Genomic DNA, 25,181 nt, shown 5'->3' with positions numbered 1-25,181 from the left:
AACGCGGAAAGGTATCAGGGAGCAGTGAAAGAAAATGGCGGTGCCTTCAGACCCGCGGTTCGACCGACAACCAATAGCGGGTCAGGCTGCTGATTTTCAGCGGCAGCGTATCGCTGAGCAGACGCAGGCTGGCGTCAGTGTCACGCAGGGAGAACGCGCCCGACACCCGCAGCCCGGCGACATCCGCATGGCAGCGCAACACGCCGGGACGGTAGCGACTCAACTCACCAAGCAATTCATCCAGGCGCATATTGTTCGCCAGCAACATGCCCTTGTCCCAGGCCAGGGCGCTGGTGTCGAAACGTTCCACCGGGTCGAACCGGTCGAGCCTGAAGCTCTGGCGTTCACCAGCCTTGAGGGTGGCGCTCTGTGAAACCAACAGCGGCGTGACCTCCACGAGCCCTTCGAGCACGGACACCTGACTGCGCGAACCATGGATCCGCACGCAAAACCGGGCACCCGACGCGCGGGTTATGCATTGCGGGGTTTCCACGATAAACGGCCGTGCACCTGAATCCCTCGCGGCGCTGATCAATGCTTCGCCATCCAGCAACATGACGCGCCGCTCAAGCCCGTTGAAGGCAATGTTGACGGCACTTTCCGTGTTGAGCAGCACCTCGCTGCCGTCAGGCAGTTGCAGGCGTTTCTGTTCGCCCACGGCTGTCCGCTGATCGGCCGTCCATTGCTGCCAGGGCATATGTTGCGAGGCGAAGCCCAAGGGGCCGGCCATCAGGAACAAGCCCACGCGCGTGAGGGTCTGGCGACGGCTGAGGCCTTCTTTGCGTGAAGCCCGTTGCAGGGTCTGGATGGCGAGATTGGCCGGAACGTTGCGAAACTCGCCGAGCAGCGCTTCGGCCCGCAGCCAGGCCTGGGCATGCTCGGCACTGCGGCTGCGCCAATGGGCAATGGCCTGATGGTCGGACGGCGTTGCGGTCCCTGAATGCAACTGCACCAGCCAGTCGGCGGCTTCGCCGAGAATCTGCGGGTTGATCATCGTCGAATTCATCAGGCGACACTCAGGCAGGCAATGAACGCGGCACGCATGTGCCGTTTGACGGTGATCAGCGACACACTCAGGCGTGAGGCGATCTGCACATAGGTCAACCCCTCGATCTGCGACAGCATAAAGGTCTCGCGAGTGATCGCCGGCAATTCGCGCAACAGCGCTTCGATGCGCATCAGGGTTTCGAGAATCAGCAGGCGGGTTTCCGGCGACGGCACTTCGGCGACCGGCAGTTGAGCGATGGTTTCCAGATAGGCGCGCTCGATGTCCTGGCGTCGCCAGCGGTCAATCACCAGTCCCTTGGCGATGTGCGTCAGCAAGGCACGAGGCTCGCTCCCAAAGGGTTTGACGGCTTGTCGGGTCAACAGGCGCAGGAACGTATCGTGGGCCAGGTCGGCCGCGTCGCAGCGGTTACCGAGTTTTCGATGCAGCCATCCCTGAAGCCAACCGTGGTGTTCGCTGTAGAGGGTGTGGATGTGCTGGTTCGAAGGCTGGTCGGCTGACGACATGGGGGGCAGATACTCGTTTCGGGCGTCCGGGCCTGGTTGCAATTAAGAATTGATCGCATTCTAGTGGCGTGGACCGAGTGCTGGCAATCAGCCTGACAGACTTTATTTTTTATGGGGGTTGAGCGAACGCTGCTTATTTGTAGGCGCAGCCTGCGGTGGCCAGGCCGGTGGCCTCCTCGACTTCTGGAATATTGGCTATTTGAGCAGCCGGCCTGCGGGATTAACGTAGCTCCACCCTCACTTGCTCCTGGAGCCCGACATGAAAGCTCGTACCGATTTCTACACCGCTTCCCCTGATGCACTGAAAGCCATGATCGCGCTGGAAACCGCTGTATCGAAGCTGCCGCTGGAAAAGAACCTGATTGAACTGGTCAAGCTGCGTGCGTCGCAGATCAACGGCTGCGCCTTCTGCATCGACATGCACACCGCCGATGCGATCAAGGGCGGGGAAACCCCACGTCGCCTGTTCGCCGTGACGGCCTGGCGCGAGGCACCGTTCTTCACCGATCGCGAACGCGCGGCGCTGCTCTGGACCGAATCCTTGACCCAACTGAGCCTGACCCACGCCCCGGACGAAGACTACGAAGTGGTTGCGTCGCAGTTCAGCCCCAAGGAAATGGTCGACCTGACCGTGGCGATTTCCACCATCAACAGCTGGAATCGCCTGGCTGTCGGTTTCCGTAAAACGCCTCAAGCCTGATCAATGAGCGTCCGTTGACGGCGCGGCCGGTGGTTATTCCTTGCGCATCAAGGTCCACTGGCCGCGGTCAGGGTGTCGCTACAATTTGCTTTTCTGGTTAATTATTTTATTCGGCCGGCTTATGTGGAAAAGATCTAGTCAGCTGTTAATTGTGACAGTTACTCAGGCTTGTCTGCCAGTTTTAGTATTCCTTCGACGTCCATTACTGCACTGTCGAAGGAATGATTATGACCCGCGTAGATTTCAAATCTCGTCTCTATGAGATTTGCTGCCTTGAAAGACCTGGCTGGTTGCTTGGCTCGGGTTTAAGTAAAGGTATCTATCACGATCGATCCCCCTTGATGATAATCGTTCTGGCAGGGGGGAAGATGCGATTTCGGCAAACATTCCCGGCGTCAAACAGCGGCGTAACGTTGAACTGTTTGAACGATGACTCTAAAACTGAAGCTCATTACGAGGTAACTACTGAGTGGGCGGAAGTTTATGTAAGTTACGTATCTGTCCCATTTTTTTCTACTCCATATACCGAAAAAGGAGGTGAAATCGTCAATATTGAAGTGGAGGTGCTTGGTGATTTAAAGTGTCTTCCTTTTTATAGTGTGGCGTATGATGCCGATCTTTTTTTTCAGGATTGGGATTCCCAGGAAGCCGAATACGCAGTGGTTGACTCTGCTTGCGCGAAGATTCTTATTCCAGCTAAAGATAAAGACACCTTGAAAGCATTGCATCAGGCAACCGGGTTGAAGAGTCTGGTCGATTACTATGACGGCATTTTCGAGTACTTCAATTACCTGGCGGGTCTCTCATTCAATCCGGTCGCGCTTACCGACAAAAACATACCTAATCGTTTTTTTATGAAGGCCGATAAGTCAGGACGTGGTGCGGCCTATTATGGACACGCATGGACTGCTCAATCCTCTGATTCTGTCGCGAATTTTTGGCTGAATATCAAGGGTTCCAATTGGGGAAGTATTCATGAAATAGGTCATGGGTACGAGGGGATGTTCGCGAATTATAGTACCGTCTATCTCCGGGAGGTTTGGAATAACGTTCTGGCTGCGCACTATCAGAAAAAGGTGTTGGGGGAGGATTACTATAAAGTTGGATGGTTATACGCCAGCGGTGAGGAACGTCTTTACGGGTTACTCAGGGAGCACTTTGATTCGGGTACGGTTGGCGGGGATTTGAGTGCGATTTTATTTTTCTTGTTGTTGATATTCGATCGTACTGGCGAGCAAGGTATTATCGAGTTTTACCGGCGCTATCGTCGCTTGAGTAATGGTGCCGGGTTTAAACCAGAGAATTACCTTGCGATGGATTTATTGAGTGCTGTCGCCATCGATGTGGCCAATGTCAATGTTTCCGAGTTTATGTCATTTGCAAAAGTGTCACTGACTCCGCGACAGATGATTGAGAATGCATATAGTAACGCCATACCTTTTTACCCTGTTTATCGACTTGTTCAGCAAAATCATCTCAAACCTGTCCAGGCGCAGCTGGGGCTGAGAAGTCCTCTGGACCTGGTCAGCTGTAAGCAGCTCAGCGTTACAGGGTTGACAGCTGACATGTCATTTGTTTTTGAACCTGATGTTTATAATGAACTGAATGGTAAGTCGTTTTTATTGAGCGATGGGCGGGGAGCGGCGAGGGTTGTAAAAATAGAGAATGCAACAATTTTCGTAGAAAAGTTGCCGTTGGGGCTTTATGTCGTGGAGTTGCCGTCTGCTGAAGATGGCGAATATCAGCCCGTTAGCTGTTATGTAGCAGTAACCCAAGCGGGTGGTGTATTTAACTGTGTTTACAGAAAATCTTATGCAAGTGGTTTGGCGGATCAAACCATATTCCTCGGAGGCTTGGCTGGCATTTTTTGTAAAATTGGCATAAATGTTTCGACTGGGTGCCTTTTGATGGATGTTGTTTACTCAAGACCACACGTCTATTTCAAGGAGGCTGTGTATGCCCGAGTCATAGTAAAGGATGAACAGGGGGATGTTGTTTTTTCTCGTGAAATGCAGGGCCAGTACACGGAATTGTTCTCTGCGGAAGTTCCAATTGCAATGGGGTATGTTATCGAATTATTTCATAAGGAATCCAGTCGTATGTCCGTCTCTAATAGTTCGGCATCGGCGGTGATTGAAAACATTGAAAACAATACATTGAAGATAACCAATCAGGGGCTAGTGAATATCAGTTATGGGACCGATGCGGGCGAAAATTTAAGGCTTGAAATTGATAAGAATACGGCGATTTTTGCACGGCTTCCACATCTTGCTCTGCACGATGGGCATCCGATCAAACAGGACTTTCGTCGAGCGATCAATACATTTGCGGAGCCGATTAAAAGTCAGCTGTTTGAGCGCTATCGCACGCTTGAATTCCACCCTGCACCGGTCAATCAAACAATTTCCGGTACTCGTTTTACATGGCGTCTTGAAGGACTTGGCGGGCATAGTGTAGCTGACATGGAAATGAATACCTGGGCGGGGAATATTCGTCTGGTGATGCATGCTGTTCGCCCTCATGCGTATTTCAGTTCTGTGTATATATCGATCATGTTGAAATCGCCTGAGGGAGAAATCATTCATTTTCATGAACTACGCGGGGACGTGCCGGCAGAAGCGCTCGACGTGGAGTTACCTTTTGTGCCTGGAACTAAGTTGACTGTTATGCATAGGGAGCCCGTACGCGCCCGAATTGTAAATAATCATAATCAGGAGGCAACTTCGACGGCGCAGGTGCAGCATGTTCATGTTAGCAGGCCGGATGTTCTCAGTCTGTCCAGCTACTGGCCTGCGATGGCAGACGAGTCCTGATAAAGCGTTGCTGACAGATGTAACCCACACGACTCAATGACCATCCGCACTCGGCGCGGCCGGTGGTTGCACCTTGCGCATCAAGGGCACCATCGCCGTGGCGATGACGAAGCAAGCGCCGATCATCAGGAACGCGTCGCCGTAGGTTTGCGTCTGCGCTTCGCGGTAGGTCAGCAGCCATAACTGGCGCAGGCTGGCGGTGATGCCCACGTCACCGCTCTGGCCGAGGGTGGCGAAGTTGTTGCCGACCTGGGACAGCCACTGATTCAGCGCTTCGTTGGTGCTGTTGAGGTTTTCCGCCAGGCGGGTGAAATGCAGGTTGGTCCGGTCATTGAGGATGGTTGCACACGCGGCGATGCCAATGGCGCCGCCGAGGTTGCGCATCAGGTTGAACAGTCCTGAAGCGTGTTTGAGCCGGGCCGGCGCCAGTCCACCGAGTGTCAGGGTGACTGCGGGCGGTACTGCCAGTTGCTGGGCAATCCCGCGCAGGGCTTGCGGCAACATCAATTCTTTCGCCCCCCAGTCATGGGTGATCGGGCTGAAGTCCCACATCGATAACGCAAACAACCCGAGGCCGGTCATCATGATCCAGCGCAGATCGATGCGGTTGGCCAGAAAGGCGTACAGCGGAATCGCCATGATCTGGAACACCCCGGTGGAGAAAACCGCCAGACCAATGTCCAGCGCGCCGTAGCCACGCACTCGGCCGAGAAACAGCGGCGTCAGGTAAATCGTGGCGAACAGGCCGATCCCGGTGACGAATGAGAAGAAGCAGCCGAGGGCAAAGTTGCGGTCTTTGAGGGCGCGTAAATCGACGATCGGATTGGCCACGTGCAAGGTTCGACCAATGAACGCCAGACCGGCCAGGCCACTGATCCATGCGGTGGTCAGAATCGTGCGGTCACTGAACCAGTTCCAGCGCGGGCCTTCTTCGAGGGTGTATTCAAGGCAACCAAGGAACAGCGCCAGGAACACCATGCTCAGATAGTCGGCGCCCTTGAGCAGCGACAGTTCCGGCTGATCGATCTTCACCAGCATCGGCACCGCCACCGCGACGAAAATCCCCGGCACCAGGTTGATGTAGAACAGCCAGTGCCAGGACGAAATGTCGGTGATCCAGCCGCCGATCACCGGGCCCAATGTCGGCGCCAATGACGCCACCGCACCGATGGTCGCGGCGGCGATCACCCGTTGTTTGCCAGTGAAGAAAAAGAACGCCGTGGTAAACACCAGCGGGATCATCGAGCCGCCCAGAAAACCTTGCAACGCGCGGAAGGCGATCATGCTCTGGATATTCCAGGCCGCGCCGCAGAGCAGGCTGGCCAGGGTGAAACCCACCGCGGAAGCGCAGAACAGCCAGCGTGTCGAGAACACTCGCGAGAGCCAGCCGGACAGTGGAATCACGATGATTTCGGCGATCAGGTAACTGGTCTGCACCCACGCCGTTTCGTCGGTGCCCGCCGACAGTCCGCCGCCGATATCGCGCAATGACGCGGAGACGATCTGGATATCCAGCAGCGCAATGAACATGCCGATGCACATGCTGGCGAAGGCCAACACCTTGGTTGCCGTCGCCATGCTGGCGGCGTTGAACGGTTGCGCAGGGGCGGCGAGGGCGCGGCTCATGGTGCGCGGGCCACGGCAGGGGTTTCAGGCTCCTTGCGCGTGTCCACTTCAGCAGTGACCGACAGGCCCGGACGCAGATGACCGAGCACGCCATCGGCCGGATCGAGCACGATCCGCACCGGCACCCGTTGCACGATCTTGGTGAAGTTGCCGGTGGCGTTTTCCGGAGGCAACACACTGAATTGCGAGCCACTGGCTGGCGCGAGACTGTCCAGATGACCGTGGAATGCCTGACCCGAGAGCACGTCGGCATGAATGACCACCCGTTGACCCGGCGTCATGTGTGCCAGTTGGTCTTCCTTGAAGTTGGCATCGACCCACAACCCGCTCGCCGGCACCACCGACAACTGTTGCGAACCGGCCTGTGCGTACGCGCCGACCCGCGCCCGGCGGTTGCCGATCACGCCGTCGATGGGCGCGCGCAGTTCGGTGTAACCGACGTTCAACTGCGCCAGGTCACGCTCGGCGCGGGCCTGCATCAGCGCGGCACGGGCTTGTTGTTTCTGCGTGGCGATTACATTCAGTTGGCGTTGCGCGGCCAGAAGTTCGGCCTGGGCCCGGGCACTGAGTGCCTGGGCGGTCTTGAAGGTGGCGTTGGCGCGTTGGGCGCTTTCTACCGAGACAGCGTTGCTGCCGACCAGTTTTTTGTAGCGCACGTCGTCATCCCGGGAGCGGGCCGTTTCGGCGCCCGTGGCAGCAATCCCGGCGCGGGCCTGGCCGATCACCGCCTGTTGCAGTTGTTCGGTGGCGTCGAGGTTGGCGAGCAAGGCTTCTTCGGCGGCAACCGCGCCTTCGGCCTTGGCCAGGTGGGCGCGGTAGTCACGGGAATCGAGGCGGATCAGCACGTCGCCGGCCTGCACTTTCTGGTTGTCGCTGACCAGCACTTCTTCGATGTAACCCGCGACCTTTGGCCCGATGACCGTCACGTCGCCACCGATGTAGGCATCGTCGGTTTCTTCGATGAAACGCCCGGCGGTCCACCAGTGGGCGGCGTAAAGGCCTGCAAATACCAGGGCAGCAATGGCCAGCGTCAGCAGGATCAGGCGCTTGAGCAGGGGAGGCTTGTGCGTGCTCACCGCAACAGCGACGTCGGGTTCAAGGCTGGGCATGCTGGTCATAGAGGATTACCTGTGGAAATCGGCGTTTAATTATGCTCGTAATATGACGTATGTAATATTTTGCGGCAATTTATTTTTGATACCGACCGTCAGGTACTTATTTAAGAGGAAGGGGGCGGGCATGTCCGTGAAGAAGGCAGTGAACAATAGCGCCCTGTTCAGCGACCAGAACCTCGGTCCTTTCGTGTTCCAGCGCTTGGGCTTGAGCGCGCAGTGGTTCGGTTACAGTCATTGATCGATGTACCGCGTGAAACGGGCGTTCACTGAAAGCCACTGTTGGAGCGGGCTTGCCGGCGATGCGGCCTTTGGATTTGCATTGATCCTCAGGCCGTCATCGCCGGCAAGCCAGCTACAGGGTTGCGTCAATCCTCGCGCTTGACGACCAAGGTGAGGATGTCGTAACTGGCGACCAGTTCACCCAGTTGGTTGGTGACTTCCACGTCCCACGCCACCACACCCTGCGGAATGCCCTGAGGGCTCTTTTTCCCCTGATCGATTTTGCGCTTGCACGTCAGGCGCGCCTGGATCGTGTCGCCAATCCCCACCGGGTTGATGAAACGCAACGTATCCAGACCATAGTTGGCCAATACCGGCCCCGGCGCCGGCGATACGAACAGCCCGGCCGCCGCTGACAGCACAAAGTAACCGTGAGCGATGCGTTTACCGAATTGCGATTCCTTGGCTGCGATCTCGTCGAAGTGCATGTAGAAATGATCGCCGGAGAGGCAACCGAAGTTCACCAGATCGGCCTCGGTCACGGTACGGCGGTGGGTCAGCAGCGACTCGCCAATCTGCAAATCCTGGAAGAACCGGCGGAACGGATGCACGTCGGTTTCGATGACCTTGGCGCCACGCACGTATTCGCCGGTGACCGCAGCGAGCATGGTCGGCGAGCCTTGCACCGCGGCGCGTTGCAAGTAGTGTTTCACCGCGCGCAGGCCACCGAGCTCTTCACCGCCGCCGGCACGGCCCGGGCCGCCATGTTTGAGTTGCGGCAGGGGCGAGCCGTGGCCGGTGGATTCGGCGGCGGATTCGCGATCCAGCACCAGCAAGCGCCCGTGCCAGGCGGCCGCGACCGGGATGGCTTTGGCGGCAATCTTCGGGTCCTTGGTGATCAAGCTGGCCACCAGGCTGCCTTTGCCGCGAGCGGCCAAAACCAGTGCTTCATCCAGATCGTCATAGGCCATCAAGGTGCTGACCGGGCCGAACGCTTCGATGTCGTGGGCGCCACCCTCGGCGTGCGGATCGCGGGCCTGCAACAGGGTCGGCGCGAAGAACGCGCCCTGGCTGACGTTTTCGCCACGCGGTTCGAAACCGTCGCGGGCGCCGAACAGCATATCGCTGCTTTGCAGCAAGCTTTCCAGGCGTTCGGCGACGTCTTTTTGCTGATCGTGAGAGGCCAGCGCACCCATGCGCACGCCTTCCACCGACGGGTCGCCGACCACGACTTTCTTCAGGCGATCGCGCAAACGGCTGGCGACTGCATCGATGTGTCTGGCGGGCACAATCGCACGGCGGATGGCGGTGCATTTCTGCCCGGCCTTGGTGGTCATTTCCCGGGCGACTTCCTTGATGAACAATTCGAATTCTTCATCGTCCGGGGTGACGTCCGGGGCGAGGATCGCGCAGTTCAGCGAGTCGGCTTCGGCGTTGAACGGCACCGAGTTACGGATCAGGTTCGGGTTGACCCGCAGCTTGGCCGCGGTGTCGGCCGAACCGGTGAAGGTCACCACGTCCTGGCCTTGCAGGCGGTCGAGAAGATCACCGGTGCCGCCGATGATCAATTGCAGGCTGCCGGCCGGCAGCAAACCGGATTCGTCCATCAGGCGCACAACGGCTTCGGTCAGGTAGCTGGTGGCGCTGGCCGGCTTGACGATGCACGGCATGCCGGCGAGAAAACTCGGCGCGAACTTTTCCAGCATGCCCCAGATCGGGAAGTTGAAGGCATTGATGTGCACTGCCAGGCCGCCACGTGGCACCAGAATATGCGTGCCGGCGAAGGTGCCCAGTTTGCTGAGTTGCAGCGCCGGGCCTTCGTGGACGATGTTGCCCGACGGCAGTTCCCGCGAACCGAGGCTGGCGTAGGTGAACAGCGTGCTGTTGCCGCCTTCGATGTCGATCCAGCTGTCGGCGCGGGTGGCGCCGCTGTGGTGGGAGATCGCGTAAAGCTGTTCCTTGCGTTCGCTCAGGTACAAGGCCAATGCCTTGAGACGCTGGGCGCGTTGCTGGAAATCCAGCGCCATCAACCCGCTGACGCCCTGGCGCCGACCGTGCTCGATGGCTTCGGCGAAGTCCGGACGCTCTTCGTGGGTGCGTGCGATCTCGTGGCCGTCGATGGCACTGCGCAGCACCTGGGCACCGTGTTGGCCGATCCAGCGACCGGCGATGAAACTTTGCAGGGTAGGGGCGTGAGGCATCACGATTCCTCCGGGTTAAGAAAAAGTCTGGCGCAGCCGTGACCGCGCCCTTTCAGGCATTACCAAAGCGCCACGGTGTAGCCGACGATCAGCCGGTTTTCATCGAGGGCGGTGCTCAAGCCATTGCCGGAACGGAAGGTCACGTTGCGCCAGCGCAGGCTGACGTCCTTGAACGGGCCGCTCTGGATGACGTAACTGATGTCGGTGTCGCGCTCGCGTTCGCGGCCGTTGTCGACGGCGCCGGCCTTGACGTGGCGGCCGTCGGTGTAGCGGGTCATGAAGGACAGGCCGGGGATGCCTTGCGCGGCGAAGTCATAGTCGTAACGCAGCTGCCAGGAGTCTTCGTCGGCGCGGGTGTAGGTGTTGTAGGTCACCAGGTTGACCACGTACGGATCGCCGCCGTTGAGGAACGGAAAAGCACTGTCGCCGGACAACTGCTGGTACGTGGCACTGACTTTGTGGGCACCGTGGGACACGGTGAACATGCTGTTGAAATTACGGTTGTCGATACGCCCGGCCCGCTCGGCGCCGTCGCCGCGGCTGTCGAAATAGCGCAGGTCACTGCGCAGGTTGAAACCATTGCCCAGCGGCTGGGTATGCACCAGCCCGACGAACTGCTGGCGATAAATCTGCTCAAGCTTGCCGTAGTAGTAGCTCAGGTTCAGTTGCGGACTGAACGCGTAGCTGCCGCCGGCAAAGTCGAAGTGATCGCTGCTGGCGGCGCCGTAACCGATGTCATCGTTGCTGGAGGAATCCCGCAGGTTCGCCTTGGTGAGGCGCCCGGTATTCACGGTCAGGCCGGTGATCTCCTGACTGGTCAGCAAACCGCCCTCAAAGGTCGAGCCCAGCAGACGGGTGTCGTTGTAGGTCACCACCGGCAGCAAGGGTTGCAGGGTGCCGAGCTTCAACACGCTCTTGGATACCCGCAGCTTGCCGGTGAGCCCCAGTTCGCTGAACTCGTCCGCCGGTTCATGGCTGTTCGGGCCGAAGGGCAGCAGACCGGTGCCCCGGCGATCCGGGCTGGAGTCGAGTTTCAACCCCAGTTCCCCCAGCGCGTCGAGACCGAAGCCGAAGGTGCCATCGGTGAACCCGGACTCGATGCGCGCGGTGAACCCTTGCGCCCATTCTTCAGCCTTGGATTGAGGCGCGTTGTCCTGACGGAAATCGCGATTGATGTAGTGGTTGCGCATTTCAATACGGGCCTTGCTGTCGTCGATGAAGTCGGCCATGGCGCTGGGGGCGACCATGGGCAGACTCAATGCGGCGGCCAGTGAAAACAGTGATTCATAAGGTGTAGAACGTGCGGGCTTCATTGTTTTTATTCCCTGCCATCAGTCGGTCGTTGTTAGTGCTTGCTGGCGCCGGAAGCACCGATGCCGGTCATCGAACGGATGAACTGCGCCAGGTAACGGCCGCGCTCAAGGGCCGCTCGCGGCGAGGTGTCGGTGACCGAAAACAGCCAGGCACTGAAGAACGCCAGGCTCATGGAAAACAGTGCCGGGTTGGAGTAGGGGAACAGCGCCTTGTCGTGATGCAGCACGTTGACCCATACCGCCGGGCTCAGCACCAGCAGGACAATCGCCGAGATCAGCCCCGTCAGGCTGCCGGTGACCGCGCCGCGAGTGGTCAGGCCTTTCCAGTACATCGAAAGGAACAGCACCGGAAAATTCACCGACGCCGCGATGGCGAGCACCAGGCCGGAGAGGAAGGCAATGTTCTGCGACTCGAACAGCAAGCCGAGGATGATCGCCAGCACGCCGATGCACAGCGTGGCGATTCGCGAGACGCGAATTTCCTGCTGCTCGGTAGCCTGCCCTTTGCGCATCACACAGGCGTACAAATCGTGGGACACCGCCGAGGCGCCGGACAACGCCAGACCGGCGACCACCGCCAGAATGGTGGCGAAGGCAACCGCCGAGATGAAGCCGAGAAACAGGTTGCCGCCGACAGCTTGCGCCAGATGCACAGCGATCATGTTGCCGCCGCCGATAATCGCGCCGTTGGCATCGCGGAACGCTGGATCGGTGCCGACCATCACGATGGCGCCGAAGCCGACAATGATCAGCAGCAGGTAGAAGTAGCCGATAAAGCCGGTGGCGTAGAACACGCTTTTACGCGCTTCCTTGGCATCGCTGACGGTGAAGAAACGCATCAGGATATGCGGCAGGCCGGCCGTGCCGAACATCATGCCCAGCCCCAGCGAGATCGCATCGATCGGGTTCGACAGCAAACCGCCCGGGGCCATGATCGCGTTGCCCTTGGCATGGACGGCGGTGGCGCCGGCGAACATCGCCTCGGTGCTGAAACCGAAATGCTTGAGCACCATGAACGCCATGAACGTGGTGCCGAACAGCAGCATCACGGCCTTGATGATCTGCACCCAGGTGGTGGCGAGCATGCCGCCGAAGGTCACGTAGAACACCATCAACACACCGACCAGCATCACCGCGTAGAGGTAGTCGATGCCGAACAGCAACTCGATCAGTTTGCCGGCGCCGACCATCTGCGCCACCAGGTACATCAACGCGACGGTCAGCGTGCCGAACGCTGAGGTCAGGCGCACCGGGGTTTGTTCGAGGCGATAGGACACTACGTCGGCGAAGGTGTATTTACCGAGGTTGCGCAGGCGTTCGGCGATCAGAAACAGAATGATCGGCCAGCCCGCCAACACGCCCAATGCGTAGAGCAAGCCGTCGTAGCCATTGAGAAACATCATCGCCGAGATGCCGAGGAAGGACGCCGCGGAAATCATGTCGCCGGCAATCGCCAGACCGTTCTGGAAACCGGTCATGCCGCCGCCCGCGGTGTAGAAATCGCTGGCTGAGCGGGTGCGCAACGCAGCCCAGCGGGTGACGCCAAGGGTAAACAGCACAAACACCAGGAACATGCCGATGGCGTTCCAGTTCAGCGGGCGGGACGCGCCGTCGGCGGCTGCCGCAAAGTCAGCAATGAAAGCCAGAGGCAGTAGGAACAACGCGAGAAGACGGCTCATCGGGCGCACTCCTGTTTCAGTTTTTCGTTGAGTGGGTCAATGACGTTGTTGGCGCGATAGACGTAGAAGCCGGTCAACGCGAAGGCCAGCACCACAATGACCACGCCGACCAGCATGCCCACGGAGGTCACGCCACCGCTCAGGGATTGGCCGAGGGTGGCGGGGGAAAACGCCACCAGCAGGACGAAGCCGAAATAGATCACCAGCATGATCAGCGACAGCGACCAGTAGAGGTTCTGTTTGCGGCGGACCAACTGGATGAAGTCGGGGTGTTGGCGGATGAGTTCTACGTCTTTGGGTGTCATGGCGCGCTCTCGGTTGTTGTTTTTGTTGTGGGGTGAAACGGTGTATTCCGGTCGATCACTGGCCCCCTGTGGGAGCGAGCCTGCTCGCGATAGCGGTGGGTCAGCCTCCATTGATGCTGGATGGACTGCCTTCATCGCGAGCAGGCTCGCTCCCACAGGTGTTTTGCGTTGCGTCTTAGAGCTGATCGAAATCCAGGACGACTTTGTCGCTGACCGGAAAGGCCTGGCACGACAGCACATAACCGGCAGCCACTTCGTAATCTTCCAGGGCGTGGTTGCTGTCCATTTCCACTTCGCCTTCGATGACCTTGCATTTGCAGGTCGAGCACACGCCGGCCTTGCACGAGTAGGGCAGTTCGGCGCCTTGGGCGTTGCCGGCGTCGAGGATGCTCTGGGTGTTGCGCGGCAGATCGAAGGCGAGGGCGCGGCCGTCGCTGATGACGGTGATCTGGCTGACCGCGGCATCCACCTGCCGTGCGGCTTCCCGCGCTTCGCGTTTTTGCTGGCTGCCGGCGGCGGCAAACAGTTCGAAGTGGATACGCTCAGCCGGCATGCCGTTGGCTTTCAGGCTGTCGCGTACGGTTTCGGTCATTTCCTGCGGGCCGCAGATGAACGCCGCGTCGAGGGCTTTGACATCGAGCCAGCGAGTGAACAGTTGCTCGCATTTCTCGGCGTTGATCCGGCCGTTGTACAGGTCGACATCCTGCTGTTCGCGGCTGAAGACGAAGATCAGGTTCAGGCGCTGCAAGTAGCGGTTTTTCAGGTCTTCGAGCTGTTCGCGGAACAACGCGCCGGAGCTTGAGCGGTTGCCATACAGCAGCGTCACGCGGCTATGGGGTTCGGTTTGCAGGGTGGTCTTGATGATCGACAGGATCGGCGTGATGCCGCTGCCTGCTGCAACCGCCAGGTAATTGCCATGGCGAGCGGGATCGAGCTCGACATGAAAATGCCCGGCCGGCGGCATCACTTCCAGACTGTGTCCGGCCTTCAGTTGTTCGTTGGCAAACGCTGAAAAACGCCCGCCCGCGACGCGCTTGATGGCGATGCGCAATTCACCGTCGTTGACGCCGGTGCAGATCGAATACGAACGACGCACTTCTTCGCCGTCCATTTGCGTACGCATCACCAGGTGCTGGCCCTGGGTGAAGTGAAAGCTGTCTTGCAGGTGCTGCGGAATCTCGAAGGCGATGGACACCGCGTCACGGGTCTCGGCGCGAACGTCCTTGATGGTCAGGCTGTGAAATTTACTCATTATTGTTCTCCAGCTGGGACGGCCGATCGCCGCTCAGATGCACTTGAAATAGTCGAACGGTTCCCGGCAATCGACGCAGCGGTACAACGCCTTGCACGCGGTGGAGCCGAACTCGCTGAGCACTTCGGTGTGCGCGCTGCCGCATTGCGGGCAGACGATCACCGGGCTTTCACCGAGCAGGCTGCGCTTGCTGGTGCTGCCGTCGGGCGGTGCAATGCCGTAGGCACGCAGGCGTTCGCGGCCGCTGTCGGTGATCCAGTCGGTGGTCCAGGCCGGGGTCAATTTGCGTTCCAGCTGCGGCGCCCGAAAACCGGCGAGCTCCAGCGCATCGCGGATATCGCTTTCGATCACTTCGGTGGCGGGGCAGCCGGAGTAGGTCGGTGTGACCACCACATGCAGATGCCCGGCTTGCCAGTCGAGATCGCGCACGATGCCCAGGTCTACGACGCTGACCACCGGCACTTCCGGGTCCATGACTTGCGCCAGAGTCGCCCACGCGGCGGCCAGGTCGGTCGGTTGTGCCGGCCGGGCGCCGAGGTCGCTGGCGATCAGGTCACCAGGTCGCATCGGGGTACGCTCGTGGCAGGAATTGCATCTCGGCCAACAGAATGCCCAGGTGTTCGGTGTGCAGGCCCTTGCGTGCATTCAGATAGAAATAGTTCGGCGCGGCCGGCACGGGCAGGGTGGCGCTGGCGAAAATCTCGTTGACCTTGGCTTGCCAGGCCGCGGCGACCTGGGCGGCGTCCGGGGTAATGCCGGCTGCGTGCAAACGCTGTTCGCTGCCATCGGCACTGGTCAGTTCAACGGTGAAGCGCCAAACCTCAGGGATCGCCGCGAGCATGCGTTGGTGGCTCTCCTCGGTGCCGTCGCCCAGACGCTCGACCCACTCGCCGGACCGGCGCAGGTGATAGGTCACTTCCTTCACCGCTTTGGCGGCGATCCCGGCGATACGCTCGTCGCTGGATTGGCTCAGGCCGCTGAGCACTTGCAGGTGCCAGGCGTCATACAGGAACTGCTTGAGGATAGTCACCGCGTAATCGCCGTTGGGTTGTTCCACCAGCAGCAGATTGCGATAGGCGCGCTCATCGCGGCGGAATGCCAGGTGATCGGCATCGCGGCCGTCGTCCAGCAGTTCGGCGGCGTATTCGAGCCAGTTGCGTGCCTGGCCGACGAGGTCGAGGCCGACATTCATCAGCGCCAGTTCTTCTTCAAGCGCCGGGGCCTTGCCGCACCATTGGCACAGGCGCTGGCCCTGGATCAGGGCGCTGTCGCCGAGGCGCAACAGGTATTCGATCAGATCAGTCTTGGTGTTCATGGTCGACCTCACATGTGCCCGACTTCGGCCGGCAGCTCGTAGAAGCTGGCGTGGCGGTAGACCTTGTCGTCCGAGGGGTCGAACAGCGGGTCTTTTTCATCCGGCGATGAGGCGGTGATCAGCGCCGATGGCACCACCCACAGGCTCATGCCTTCGCTGCGACGGGTGTACAACTCGCGCGCGTTTTCGATGGCCATGGTGGTGTCGGCGGCGTGCACGCTGCCCACATGCTTGTGGTTGAGGCCGTGCTTGCTGCGCACGAAGACTTCGAAAAGGGTCCATTCGGACATGGCGGTGTCTCCAGATCAGGTGGTCGAATCAGGCGGCGTTCTTGTTGTGTTTTTTGCGAGCGTGTGCGACCGCGGCTTCACGGACCCAGGCGCCGTCTTCGATCGCCTTGCGGCGGGTGGCGACGCGTTCCTGGTTGCACGGGCCGTTGCCCTTGAGCACTTCGTAGAACTCGCTCCACTGAATTTCGCCGAAGTCGTAGTGACCGCGCTCGGCGTTCCACTTCAGGTCCGGGTCGGGGCAGGTGCAACCGAGCAATTCGAGTTGCGGGATGGTCTGGTCGATAAAGCGCTGGCGCAGTTCGTCGTTGCTCTGGCGCTTGATTTTCCAGGCCATGGACTGGGCGCTGTTGGGGGAGTGTTCGTCGCTTGGACCGAACATCATCAGTGACGGCCACCACAGGCGGTTGATCGCGTCCTGGACCATGTCTTTTTGTGCCTGATTGCCGTGGCGCATCATGGTCAGGAGGATTTCGTAGCCCTGGCGCTGGTGGAAACTTTCTTCCTTGCAGATGCGCACCATGGCCCGGGAGTAGGGGCCATACGAGGTGCGCTGCAATACGACCTGGTTGACGATCGCTGCGCCATCCACCAGCCAGCCCACAGCGCCCATGTCGGCCCAGTTCAAGGTCGGGTAGTTGAAGATGCTCGAGTACTTGGCCTTGCCGCTGTGCAGCTTGGCGATTTCCTCGTCACGGTCGGCGCCGAGGGTTTCCATGGCGCTGTACAGGTACAGGCCGTGGCCCGCTTCGTCCTGAATCTTGGCCATCAGTTGCAGTTTGCGTTTGAGCGATGGCGCGCGGGTGACCCAGTTGCCTTCGGGCAGCATGCCGACGATTTCGGAGTGGGCGTGCTGGGAGATCTGGCGGATCAGGGTCTGGCGATAGGCATCAGGCATCCAGTTTTTCGCTTCGATCTTGATTTCTGAATCGATTTTTTCCTGGAAGGCACGTTCCTGTTCGGACATCTCCGAGAGGTCTTTGATGCGCTTTACGCCGGTTTCTACGAGCTGTGCGTACATGGGGGTCTCCCGCCTTGAATCTGAATCGAGGGCATGGAGAACTTTATAAGCGATACAGAATTTAATATCAAACAGAAAATATAGTGTCGTATTATTTTTTGTATCGCTTTGGGGGGGAGGGGGTGGGTGTACATATCCGTTTCTTCGGTAACGGCGGCTATTGGTTTCGCCCTTACGGCGAGTCACTTGGAGAAGCGCCAAGTAACCAAGCGCTTTTGCCCCTTTCGTTCGGTGCCTCGCTTAGGCTCGGCATGCCCTCCTTCCGGTCCTGCTCCGTGGGCCCACCGCCCATGCAACCGAGGCGGCCTCCCGGCCGGCCAGGCTCTTCGGATGTGTACATTCCCTGTGGGAGCTAGCCTGCTAGCGATGGTCGCCAACGATAACGCGTGCTGTCTGAATGAACGCAGTGTCTGAGCCTCCATCGCTAGCAGGCTAGCTCCCACAGGGGATTGTTGGCGGGCATGACATGGGCGTTCACCGCCGATGATTCTGAAGAGCTGCAGGCCGGCTATCAGGCCGTCATCGCTGGCAAGCCAGCTCCCACAGAGCCCGAGTACACCCAAAAAAAAGCCCCGCAAAAGCGGGGCCAAAAAGGGTGCAGCAGTCATGCCTTCGGGCGCTTGTCCATCACGTGACAAGCCTTGCCCTCAGAGCGCTTGATCGAATGCATCGGCTGCAAGACGATCCGCGAACTGATCCCGATATACGTCTTGATATGCCGACTCAACTCGCCACAAACAGCCTTCTGCTGTTCATCGTTCAGGTGCTGGTGTTCAGCCTTGAGCTCGACATGCACATCAACGCTGTCCAGGTTCCCATTGCGATACAGGTGAATCTCGTAACACTCTGAAAGCTGTTTGGTTTTCAGCACCTGCTCTTCGATCTGCGTCGGGAACACGTTCACCCCGCGAATGATCAACATGTCATCGCTGCGCCCGGTGATCTTGTCGATCCGCCGCATCGGCCGCGCAGTCCCCGGCAGCAAGCGCGTCAGGTCGCGGGTGCGATAGCGGATCATCGGCAGGGCTTCTTTGCTCAGCGACGTGAACACGAGCTCGCCCATCTGCCCGTCCGGCAGCACTTCACCGGTGACCGGGTCGATGATTTCCGGGTAGAAGTGGTCTTCCCAGATCGTCGGCCCGTCCTTGGATTCCGCGCACTCCATGGCGACACCCGGCCCCATGATTTCCGAGAGGCCGTAGATGTCCAGTGCGGTAATGCCCAAACGGTTTTCGATGGCGCTGCGCAGTTCGCCGGTCCAGGGTTCGGCGCCGAAGATGCCCAGGCGCAGGGCCAGTTTGTGCGGGTCGATGCCCTGGCGCTCGATTTCATCGGCGATGTTGAGCATGTAGGACGGGGTGACCATGATGATGTCCGGCTGGAAATCCTTGATCAGTTGCACTTGCTTTTCAGTCTGGCCACCGGACATCGGAATCACCGTGCAGCCCAGGCGTTCGGCACCGTAGTGCGCGCCGAGGCCGCCCGTGAACAGGCCGTAGCCATAGGAAATATGCACTTTGTCGCCCCGTCGGCCACCCGCTGCGCGGATCGATCGAGCGACTACGTTGGCCCAGGTGTCGATGTCGTTCTGGGTATAACCGACGACGGTCGGTTTGCCCGTGGTGCCGCTGGACGCGTGCAGGCGCACCACGTCGTGCATCGGCACGGCGAACATGCCGTAGGGGTAGTTGTCGCGCAGGTCGGATTTGGTGGTGAACGGAAACTTCGCCAGATCCTCCAGGCATTTGATGTCATCCGGGTGTACGCCCAGCGCATCGAAGCGTTGCCGATACAGCGGCACATTGTTGTAGGCGTGGTTCAGGCTCCAGCGCAGGCGGTCCAGCTGGAGCTGACGGAGTTCGTCGATGCTGGCGGTTTCAATCGGGTCCAGCACTGGATCAAGCACGGCTTTGGCAATTGGCATGTTCATAACTTCACTCGAATTATTTTTGTGTTCCAGCCCGGCCTCAGCCGGGCTTTGAGTGCATGCCCCAAGGATACCTCTCGGCTCCCCGGGAATCGCGATTCTTTAGTCGGACAGACGCTCGATGATCAGCGCGATGCCCTGGCCGACGCCGATGCACATGGTGCACAAGGCGTAGCGGCCTTGACGTTCTTCCAGTTCGTGCAGGGCGGTGGTCACCAGGCGTGCGCCGCTCATGCCCAACGGATGGCCGAGGGCAATCGCGCCGCCGTTCGGGTTGACCCGCGGATCGGTGTCGCTCAGGCCGAGCTCACGCAGCACCGCCAGGCCTTGCGCGGCGAAGGCTTCGTTGAGTTCGATCACGTCCATGTCCGCCAGGCTCAGGTTGGCCAGTTCCAGCACCTTGCGCGTGGCCGGCAGCGGGCCGATGCCCATGATTCGCGGTTCGACGCCGGCAGTGGCCATGGCGACGACCCTGCCACGTGCTTTCAAACCATGGCGCTTGGCGATTTCCGGACTGGCGAGCAACAGTGCACAGGCGCCGTCATTGACCCCGGAGGCGTTGCCGGCAGTGACGCTGCCCCCTTCACGAAACGGTGTGCCGAGCTTCTGCAGTTGCTCAAGCGTGGTGTCGCCGCGCGGGTGTTCGTCGTGCTCGACGACTTTGGCCGGGCCTTTGCGCTGGGGGATCTCGACTGCGACGATTTCCCTGGCCAGACGCCCGCTGGCCTGTGCCGCGCTGGCACGCTGCTGGCTGCGCAGGGCGAAAGCGTCCTGGTCGGCGCGGGAGATGTTGAACTGCTCGGCGACGTTCTCGGCGGTCTCCGGCATCGAGTCGATGCCGTAGGCTTTTTTCATCAGCGGATTGACGAAGCGCCAGCCGATGGTGGTGTCGTAGAGCTGCGCGTCCCGGGAGAACGCCTGCTCGGCCTTGCCCATCACCAACGGTGCGCGGGACATCGATTCGACGCCGCCGACCAGCATCAGCCCGGCCTCGCCGCAACGAATCGCCCGCGCCGCCGTGCCGATCGCATCCAGCCCGGAACCGCACAAACGGTTGAGTGTGGTGCCCGGCACGCTGACCGGCAGTCCGGCCAGCAGCGCCGACATGCGCGCGACGTTGCGGTTGTCTTCGCCGGCCTGGTTGGCGCAGCCGTAGATCACATCGTCGACCGCGTTCCAGTCGACCTGCGGGTGACGGCGCAGCAATTCACGCAACGGCACCGCGCCGAGGTCGTCGGCGCGCACGCCGCTCAAGGCGCCGGCATAGCGGCCGATCGGGGTCCGCACCGCATCGATGATCAAGGCGTCATTCATTCGGGGTCTCCTGCGCGAGCACTGTGCCGCGCACTTTGTAGGATTTGCCATGGAACAGGGCAATCAGCTGGCCCAGTTGGTTTTCAATGCGCACGTCGTAGTTGCCGGTGCGACCGGAGCGGCTTTGCTCGGTGCAATCGGCGGTCAAGGTGTCGCCCAAGCGTGCCGGGGCGATGTAGTCGATGCTGCAACCGATGGCCACCGTGGCTTCGTTGTAGCTGTTGCAGGCAAAGGCGAACGCCGAGTCGGCGAGGGCGAACAGGTAGCCGCCGTGGCAGGTGCCGTGGCCTTGAATCATGTCGGCGCGCACGCTCATGCCGACGCGGGCGCAACCCGGAGCGGTCGAGAGCAGGCGCATGCCCATCGCCTGGCTGGCGGTGTCGCGCTTGAACAGCGTTTGCGCGCAGGTGCTGGCCAGATTCATCGCTTCATGGTTAGTCATGGAAAGTCCTCCCTTCGGCAACGCGGCGGCGCAACAGCAGCGACGGTCGATAGCGTTCTTCGCCGTAACTGGCTTGCAGGTTTTCCAGCACGTTGAGGATGTGCGCAGGGCCGATGGCATCGGCCCAGGCCAGCGGGCCTTGCGGGTAATTGACCCCGGCGCGCATCGCCAGATCGATGTCGGCGGCCGAGGCCACGCCTTGCAGCACGGCGTCGGCGGCTTCATTGGCGAGCATCGCGACGGTGCGCAAGACGGCGAGTGCCGGGCTGTCGCTGAGTAAGCTGACGGTGAATCCGGCCTGTTGCAGCAGCGCAACGCCGTGTTCGAGCGCATCGGGGCTGATGCCGGCCGAGCAACTGATCGCTATTCGAGTCGACTGGCCGAAGTCGGCTACGAGGTCGAGCAGGATCAGATTGCGCAAGCCATCTTCTTTGGCGCGCTGACCGGCCATGCGCCCGTCGCTCAATGCGAGCACGGCATCACCGACTCGCAGCAAGCCTTGTCCATCGCGCTGAATGACGTCGATCCGGTGTTTGCGCAATCGCTGGATCAGCGCGTTGGCGATGCCCAGATCACCTTCGGCCGTGCAGGTTGCGACGGTCTGTTTGCTGCTGATGAATGTCGGCAGTGGACGCTCCGCACCTTCGGCATAGTTGTAGAAACCATGACCGCTTTTGCGACCGAGACGCCCGGCCTCCACCAATTCCTTCTGAATCAACGACGGCAGGAATCGCGTGTCGCCGTAATAGGCGTCGAACACCGAACAGGTCACGGCATAGTTGACGTCATGGCCAATCAGATCAGTCAGTTCAAACGCGCCCATCGCAAAGCCCCCGGCTTCGCGCATCAACGCATCCAGCGTCGCGCAATCGGCCACGCCCTCCTGCAGCAGGCGCAGGCTTTCGGCGTAGAACGGGCGAGCGACGCGGTTGACGATGAAGCCCGGTGTCGAGCGGGTGTGTACCGGTTTCTTGCCCCAGGCGTTGGCGGTGTCGTAAAGACACTCGGCCAGCGCCGGGTCGCTGGCCAGACCCGAGACAATTTCCACCAGCGCCATGACCGGCGCCGGGTTGAAGAAGTGCAGGCCTAGCAAGCGTTGCGGATGACTCAGCTGCGCAGCGATGCTGGTGATCGACAGCGAAGAAGTGTTGCTGGCCAGAATGCAGTGCTCACCGCAGATGCCTTCCAGCTGACGAAAAAGAGCGCGCTTGACCTCGAGGTTTTCGACGATGGCTTCGATGATCAGCTCGCAATCGGCCAGCGCTTCGATGGCTTCCACCGCCTCTAAACGCGAGACCGTTGCCTTCCGTGCTTCGTCCGACAGCTTGCCTTTCTCGACACGCTTGACCAGTTGCCGGTCAATGCCGTCGATGGCCTGAGCGGCAGCGCCCGGACGGTTGTCGAGCAACAGCACCGGATGACCGGCCTGTGCCGCGACCTGAGCGATGCCTGCGCCCATGGCCCCGGCGCCGATCACCGCGATGCGCGCGTTGGTGTTCAGTGCGGTCATGACTCAGCGCCCCTTGAAGCTTGGGCTGCGTTTTTCCATGAAGGCGCTGACGCCTTCACGGTAATCCTCGCTGCGCCCGGCCAAGCGTTGCAGGTCTTTTTCCAGCTCCAGTTGTTCGTCGAACGTGTTGCTCAGGCTGGCGTTCAGGCTGCGCTTGATCAGCGCCAACCCATACGTCGGTTGTGTGGCCAGATGGCGGGCAAGCGTCAGGGCTTCATGGCGCAGGTCGGCATCGTCGACCACGCGATAGATCAGCCCCCATTGCTCGGCCTGCTCCGCCGTCAGGCGATTGCCCAGCAGGGCCAGTGCCTTGGCGCGGGCCATGCCGACCAGGCGTGGCAGGGTCCAGGTACCGCCGGAATCGGGGATCAAGCCGATCTTGCAGAAAGCCTGGATGAAGCTCGCCGAACGCGCCGCCACTACCAGGTCGCACGCCAGCGGAATGTTCGCGCCAGCCCCGGCCGCCACGCCGTTGACCGCGCAGATCACCGGCAGCGGCAAGTCACGCAACTGGCGGATCAGCGGGTTGTAGAACTTCTCGATCGACTCGCCAAGATCCGGCACGGCACTGCCCGGCGCGACATTGCGGTCGCTGAGGTCTTGGCCGGCGCAGAAGCCGCGACCTTCACCGGTCAGCAGCAAGACGCGCACGTCCGGGTTCTGCCGGACCTGTTTCAGCGCTTCTTTCACTTCGCCATGCATCTGCGCATTGAAGCTGTTGAGCTGGTCCGGCCGATTGAGGCTGAGCAGGGCGACGCCGGCCTCGATGGAAAACAGGATGTGTTCGAAGTTCATGGTCTTGGCGCTCTCTGAGAGGTCGTTCGAATTCATTGGCTGACCGGGTTACTGCCCGGTGAAAGTCGGTGTGCGTTTTTCCTGAAAGGCCCGAATGCCTTCGTCGCGGTCACGGGTGCCGGCGAGCACGGTGAAGGCGTGGCGTTCGAAACGCAGGCCGCTGGCGAGGTCGGTGTCCATGGCCTTGAGCAACGCCTCCTTGGCCAGGCGCACGGCCAGCGGCGCTTTTGCGGCGATGCTGCGGGCGACCTGCAGGGCGCGTTCGACAGTGAATTCCGGTTGCGTCACTTCGCTGATCAGACCGGCGCGTTGGGCCTGGCGGGCATCGATCGGTTCGCCGGTCAGGACCATCTGCATGGCCATGGATTTGCCCACGGCGCGCAACAGGCGCTGGGTGCCACCGGCGCCAGGCATGATCCCGAGGTTGATTTCCGGCTGGCCGAAGCGGGCGTCTTCACCGGCAATGATGATGTCGGCGTGCATCGCCAGTTCGCAGCCACCGCCGAGGGCGAAGCCGTTGACGGCAGCGATCAGCGGTTTGTTGAAACGGGTGATGGTTTGCCACGACGCCTGGCGCGGGTCGTCGAGGATGCCGACCAGATCGCGCTCGGCCATTTCCTTGATGTCGGCGCCAGCGGCGAAGGCCTTGCGGCTACCGGTCAGGACCACGACGCGGGTGTCGGGATCGGCTTGGGCGGTGCTCAGTTCATCGGCCAGTTCACCGAGCAATTCGGTGGTCAGGGCATTCAGCGCTTGCGGACGCTGCAGGGTAATCAGGCGAACGCCCGGCTCGATGATCTCGACAGCAAGGGTTAGAGGCATGGCGGATGCCCTCACGGTGCACGCTCGGCTGTAATGCCGGCTCATTATTGGATCGGCGCGGTAGGCCGGTTTTGCTCGAGTATACCCGCAACGTGATACGCAAATGCAATAGTAATGTCTAATTAATGTGTCTTGTTTGGGGTGGTTTGATTTGCCAGTTAAGGTTTTGATTAAATTCTAAACTCGCTGAAGTCGCCGTTTTTATTGGCTTCAGCTTTGGTTTTTGCGCGTGCGGGAGCGCCTCGCATCGCGGGATTAATAAGTGATACGGTTTTTGTGCTTTGTTAAGGTAAAAGCGATGTGATACAAACTGATCCAGTATCTGCATCGCTTTATGAAAAGGAACGTCCCATGACCTGCTACAGCCTCGATGGCTTGACCCCGGTGGTTGATCCCACTGCTTACGTTCATCCGTCAGCCGTTTTGATCGGTGATGTGATTGTCGGTCCCCAGTGCTACGTCGGGCCGCTGGCCAGCCTGCGCGGGGACTTCGGCCGGATCGTGCTGGAGGAGGGCGCCAATCTGCAGGACACCTGCGTGATGCACGGTTTCCCGGACAGCGACACCGTGGTCGAACGCAACGGTCACATTGGTCACGGCGCGGTGTTGCACGGGTGCCGGATTGGCGCAGATGCACTGGTGGGGATGAATGCGGTGGTGATGGACAATGCGCGCATCGGTGCTCGCTCATTCGTCTCGGCGGCCGCGTTCGTCAAGGCGGGATTCGAATGCCCCGAGCAGTCGCTGATCATGGGCGCGCCGGCCAGTGTCAAGCGCAGCCTCAGCGATGAAGAGGTGTCGTGGAAACAGGCGGGTACTCGCGAATATCAGCAACTGGCCAGGCGTTGCCTTGAGCAGATGCGCGTCTGCGAGCCGCTGACCGAACCGGAACCCGACCGCCCGCGCATAAGCGACAGCGGCCTGCGGCCCAAGGGCAGCGTCTCTTGAACGCTGATCCCCTTGTGGGAGCGAGCCTGCTCGCGATTGCGGAGTGTCAGTCACCATCATTGTTA

At 60.3% G+C, this 25,181-nt stretch carries 22 protein-coding genes; 3 read left to right on the top strand and 19 right to left on the bottom strand.

The features are described 5' to 3' along the window. Nucleotides 1-46 precede the first annotated feature (46 nt). Nucleotides 47-1,006 carry a FecR domain-containing protein gene (locus tag ACM1ZW_RS30780; RefSeq protein WP_414883216.1) on the bottom strand — a complete coding sequence of 320 codons (960 nt, stop codon included), beginning with the start codon at nt 1,004-1,006 and terminating at the stop codon, nt 47-49. Beyond that, a complete protein-coding gene (locus tag ACM1ZW_RS30775; protein ID WP_017339757.1) occupies nt 1,006-1,512 on the bottom strand; it encodes a sigma-70 family RNA polymerase sigma factor in 507 nt (168 codons plus the stop codon). Before ACM1ZW_RS30775 ends, ACM1ZW_RS30780 begins: the two co-directional genes overlap by 1 nt. A gap of 259 nt (nt 1,513-1,771) precedes the next feature. Between ACM1ZW_RS30775 and ACM1ZW_RS30770 the strand changes: the two genes are divergently transcribed. Further along, nucleotides 1,772-2,212 (top strand): carboxymuconolactone decarboxylase family protein, encoded by a 441-nt coding sequence (locus ACM1ZW_RS30770; RefSeq protein WP_017339756.1) that lies wholly within the window; start codon nt 1,772-1,774, stop codon nt 2,210-2,212. Between the two features lie 227 nt (nt 2,213-2,439). Beyond that, nucleotides 2,440-5,025, top strand: a complete 2,586-nt coding sequence (locus ACM1ZW_RS30765) for a putative mucin/carbohydrate-binding domain-containing protein (RefSeq protein ID WP_416739951.1) — start codon at nt 2,440-2,442, stop codon at nt 5,023-5,025. 33 nt (nt 5,026-5,058) lie between these two features. On the opposite strand, the gene ACM1ZW_RS30760 is transcribed toward ACM1ZW_RS30765, so the two are convergent. The 17 genes from ACM1ZW_RS30760 to paaF all read right to left on the bottom strand — a co-directional run bounded on the left by ACM1ZW_RS30760 (nt 5,059) and on the right by paaF (nt 24,168). Beyond that, nucleotides 5,059-6,651: a DHA2 family efflux MFS transporter permease subunit gene (locus ACM1ZW_RS30760; RefSeq protein WP_414878013.1), complete on the bottom strand. Its 1,593-nt coding sequence runs from the start codon at nt 6,649-6,651 to the stop codon at nt 5,059-5,061. Then, nucleotides 6,648-7,769 (bottom strand): HlyD family secretion protein, encoded by a 1,122-nt coding sequence (locus ACM1ZW_RS30755; RefSeq protein WP_416739950.1) that lies wholly within the window; start codon nt 7,767-7,769, stop codon nt 6,648-6,650. Before ACM1ZW_RS30755 ends, ACM1ZW_RS30760 begins: the two co-directional genes overlap by 4 nt. Before the next feature lie 362 nt (nt 7,770-8,131). Next, nucleotides 8,132-10,186: a phenylacetic acid degradation bifunctional protein PaaZ gene (gene paaZ, locus ACM1ZW_RS30750; protein WP_017339752.1), complete on the bottom strand. Its 2,055-nt coding sequence runs from the start codon at nt 10,184-10,186 to the stop codon at nt 8,132-8,134. Between the two features lie 59 nt (nt 10,187-10,245). After that, the gene (locus tag ACM1ZW_RS30745) at nt 10,246-11,499 is read right to left on the bottom strand and encodes an OprD family porin (RefSeq protein WP_416739949.1); all 1,254 of its coding nucleotides are present in this window, start codon (nt 11,497-11,499) and stop codon (nt 10,246-10,248) included. A 32-nt stretch (nt 11,500-11,531) separates the two neighbouring features. Then, nucleotides 11,532-13,178, bottom strand: coding sequence for a cation acetate symporter (locus ACM1ZW_RS30740; RefSeq protein ID WP_414878009.1), 1,647 nt, complete (start codon nt 13,176-13,178; stop codon nt 11,532-11,534). Beyond that, nucleotides 13,175-13,483, bottom strand: coding sequence for a DUF485 domain-containing protein (locus ACM1ZW_RS30735; protein ID WP_017339749.1), 309 nt, complete (start codon nt 13,481-13,483; stop codon nt 13,175-13,177). The genes ACM1ZW_RS30740 and ACM1ZW_RS30735 overlap by 4 nt, the downstream gene beginning before the upstream one ends. A 175-nt stretch (nt 13,484-13,658) precedes the next feature. Continuing rightward, nucleotides 13,659-14,735 carry a 1,2-phenylacetyl-CoA epoxidase subunit PaaE gene (gene paaE / locus ACM1ZW_RS30730; RefSeq protein WP_017339748.1) on the bottom strand — a complete coding sequence of 359 codons (1,077 nt, stop codon included), beginning with the start codon at nt 14,733-14,735 and terminating at the stop codon, nt 13,659-13,661. Nucleotides 14,736-14,768: 33 nt separating this feature from the next. After that, complete coding sequence (paaD, locus tag ACM1ZW_RS30725; protein WP_017339747.1) at nt 14,769-15,302, bottom strand: 1,2-phenylacetyl-CoA epoxidase subunit PaaD; 534 nt, start codon at nt 15,300-15,302, stop codon at nt 14,769-14,771. Then, nucleotides 15,289-16,050, bottom strand: coding sequence for a 1,2-phenylacetyl-CoA epoxidase subunit PaaC (gene paaC, locus ACM1ZW_RS30720; protein ID WP_414878008.1), 762 nt, complete (start codon nt 16,048-16,050; stop codon nt 15,289-15,291). Before paaC ends, paaD begins: the two co-directional genes overlap by 14 nt. Before the next feature lie 8 nt (nt 16,051-16,058). After that, entirely contained in the window at nt 16,059-16,340 is a 282-nt protein-coding gene (gene paaB, locus ACM1ZW_RS30715) for a 1,2-phenylacetyl-CoA epoxidase subunit PaaB (RefSeq protein WP_416739948.1), read from the bottom strand. A 28-nt stretch (nt 16,341-16,368) separates the two neighbouring features. Beyond that, on the bottom strand, nt 16,369-17,358 hold the full coding sequence (gene paaA / locus ACM1ZW_RS30710; RefSeq protein ID WP_017339745.1) for a 1,2-phenylacetyl-CoA epoxidase subunit PaaA: 990 nt from the start codon (nt 17,356-17,358) through the stop codon (nt 16,369-16,371). Nucleotides 17,359-17,962: 604 nt separating this feature from the next. Beyond that, complete coding sequence (gene paaK / locus ACM1ZW_RS30705) at nt 17,963-19,288, bottom strand: phenylacetate--CoA ligase PaaK (protein WP_414883223.1); 1,326 nt, start codon at nt 19,286-19,288, stop codon at nt 17,963-17,965. Between the two features lie 99 nt (nt 19,289-19,387). After that, nucleotides 19,388-20,599, bottom strand: a complete 1,212-nt coding sequence (gene pcaF, locus ACM1ZW_RS30700) for a 3-oxoadipyl-CoA thiolase (RefSeq protein WP_414878007.1) — start codon at nt 20,597-20,599, stop codon at nt 19,388-19,390. Next, complete coding sequence (gene paaI, locus ACM1ZW_RS30695) at nt 20,592-21,041, bottom strand: hydroxyphenylacetyl-CoA thioesterase PaaI (protein WP_017339741.1); 450 nt, start codon at nt 21,039-21,041, stop codon at nt 20,592-20,594. The genes pcaF and paaI overlap by 8 nt, the downstream gene beginning before the upstream one ends. Next, nucleotides 21,034-22,551 (bottom strand): 3-hydroxyacyl-CoA dehydrogenase PaaH, encoded by a 1,518-nt coding sequence (gene paaH, locus ACM1ZW_RS30690; protein WP_416739947.1) that lies wholly within the window; start codon nt 22,549-22,551, stop codon nt 21,034-21,036. Before paaH ends, paaI begins: the two co-directional genes overlap by 8 nt. A 3-nt stretch (nt 22,552-22,554) precedes the next feature. After that, entirely contained in the window at nt 22,555-23,346 is a 792-nt protein-coding gene (gene paaG, locus ACM1ZW_RS30685; protein ID WP_017339739.1) for a 2-(1,2-epoxy-1,2-dihydrophenyl)acetyl-CoA isomerase PaaG, read from the bottom strand. A 48-nt stretch (nt 23,347-23,394) separates the two neighbouring features. After that, nucleotides 23,395-24,168, bottom strand: coding sequence for a 2,3-dehydroadipyl-CoA hydratase PaaF (gene paaF, locus ACM1ZW_RS30680; protein ID WP_414878005.1), 774 nt, complete (start codon nt 24,166-24,168; stop codon nt 23,395-23,397). A 351-nt stretch (nt 24,169-24,519) separates the two neighbouring features. On the opposite strand from paaF, the gene paaY reads away from it, so the two are divergent. Next, nucleotides 24,520-25,116 carry a phenylacetic acid degradation protein PaaY gene (paaY, locus tag ACM1ZW_RS30675; RefSeq protein ID WP_017339737.1) on the top strand — a complete coding sequence of 199 codons (597 nt, stop codon included), beginning with the start codon at nt 24,520-24,522 and terminating at the stop codon, nt 25,114-25,116. The last annotated feature ends 65 nt before the right edge of the window (nt 25,117-25,181 follow it).

It is taken from the genome of Pseudomonas sp. NFX71, from assembly GCF_048079215.1.
In the GTDB taxonomy this organism is placed as follows: Bacteria; Pseudomonadota; Gammaproteobacteria; order Pseudomonadales; family Pseudomonadaceae; genus Aquipseudomonas; species Aquipseudomonas fluorescens_B.
This window is presented reverse-complemented; position numbering and strand designations above follow the sequence as displayed.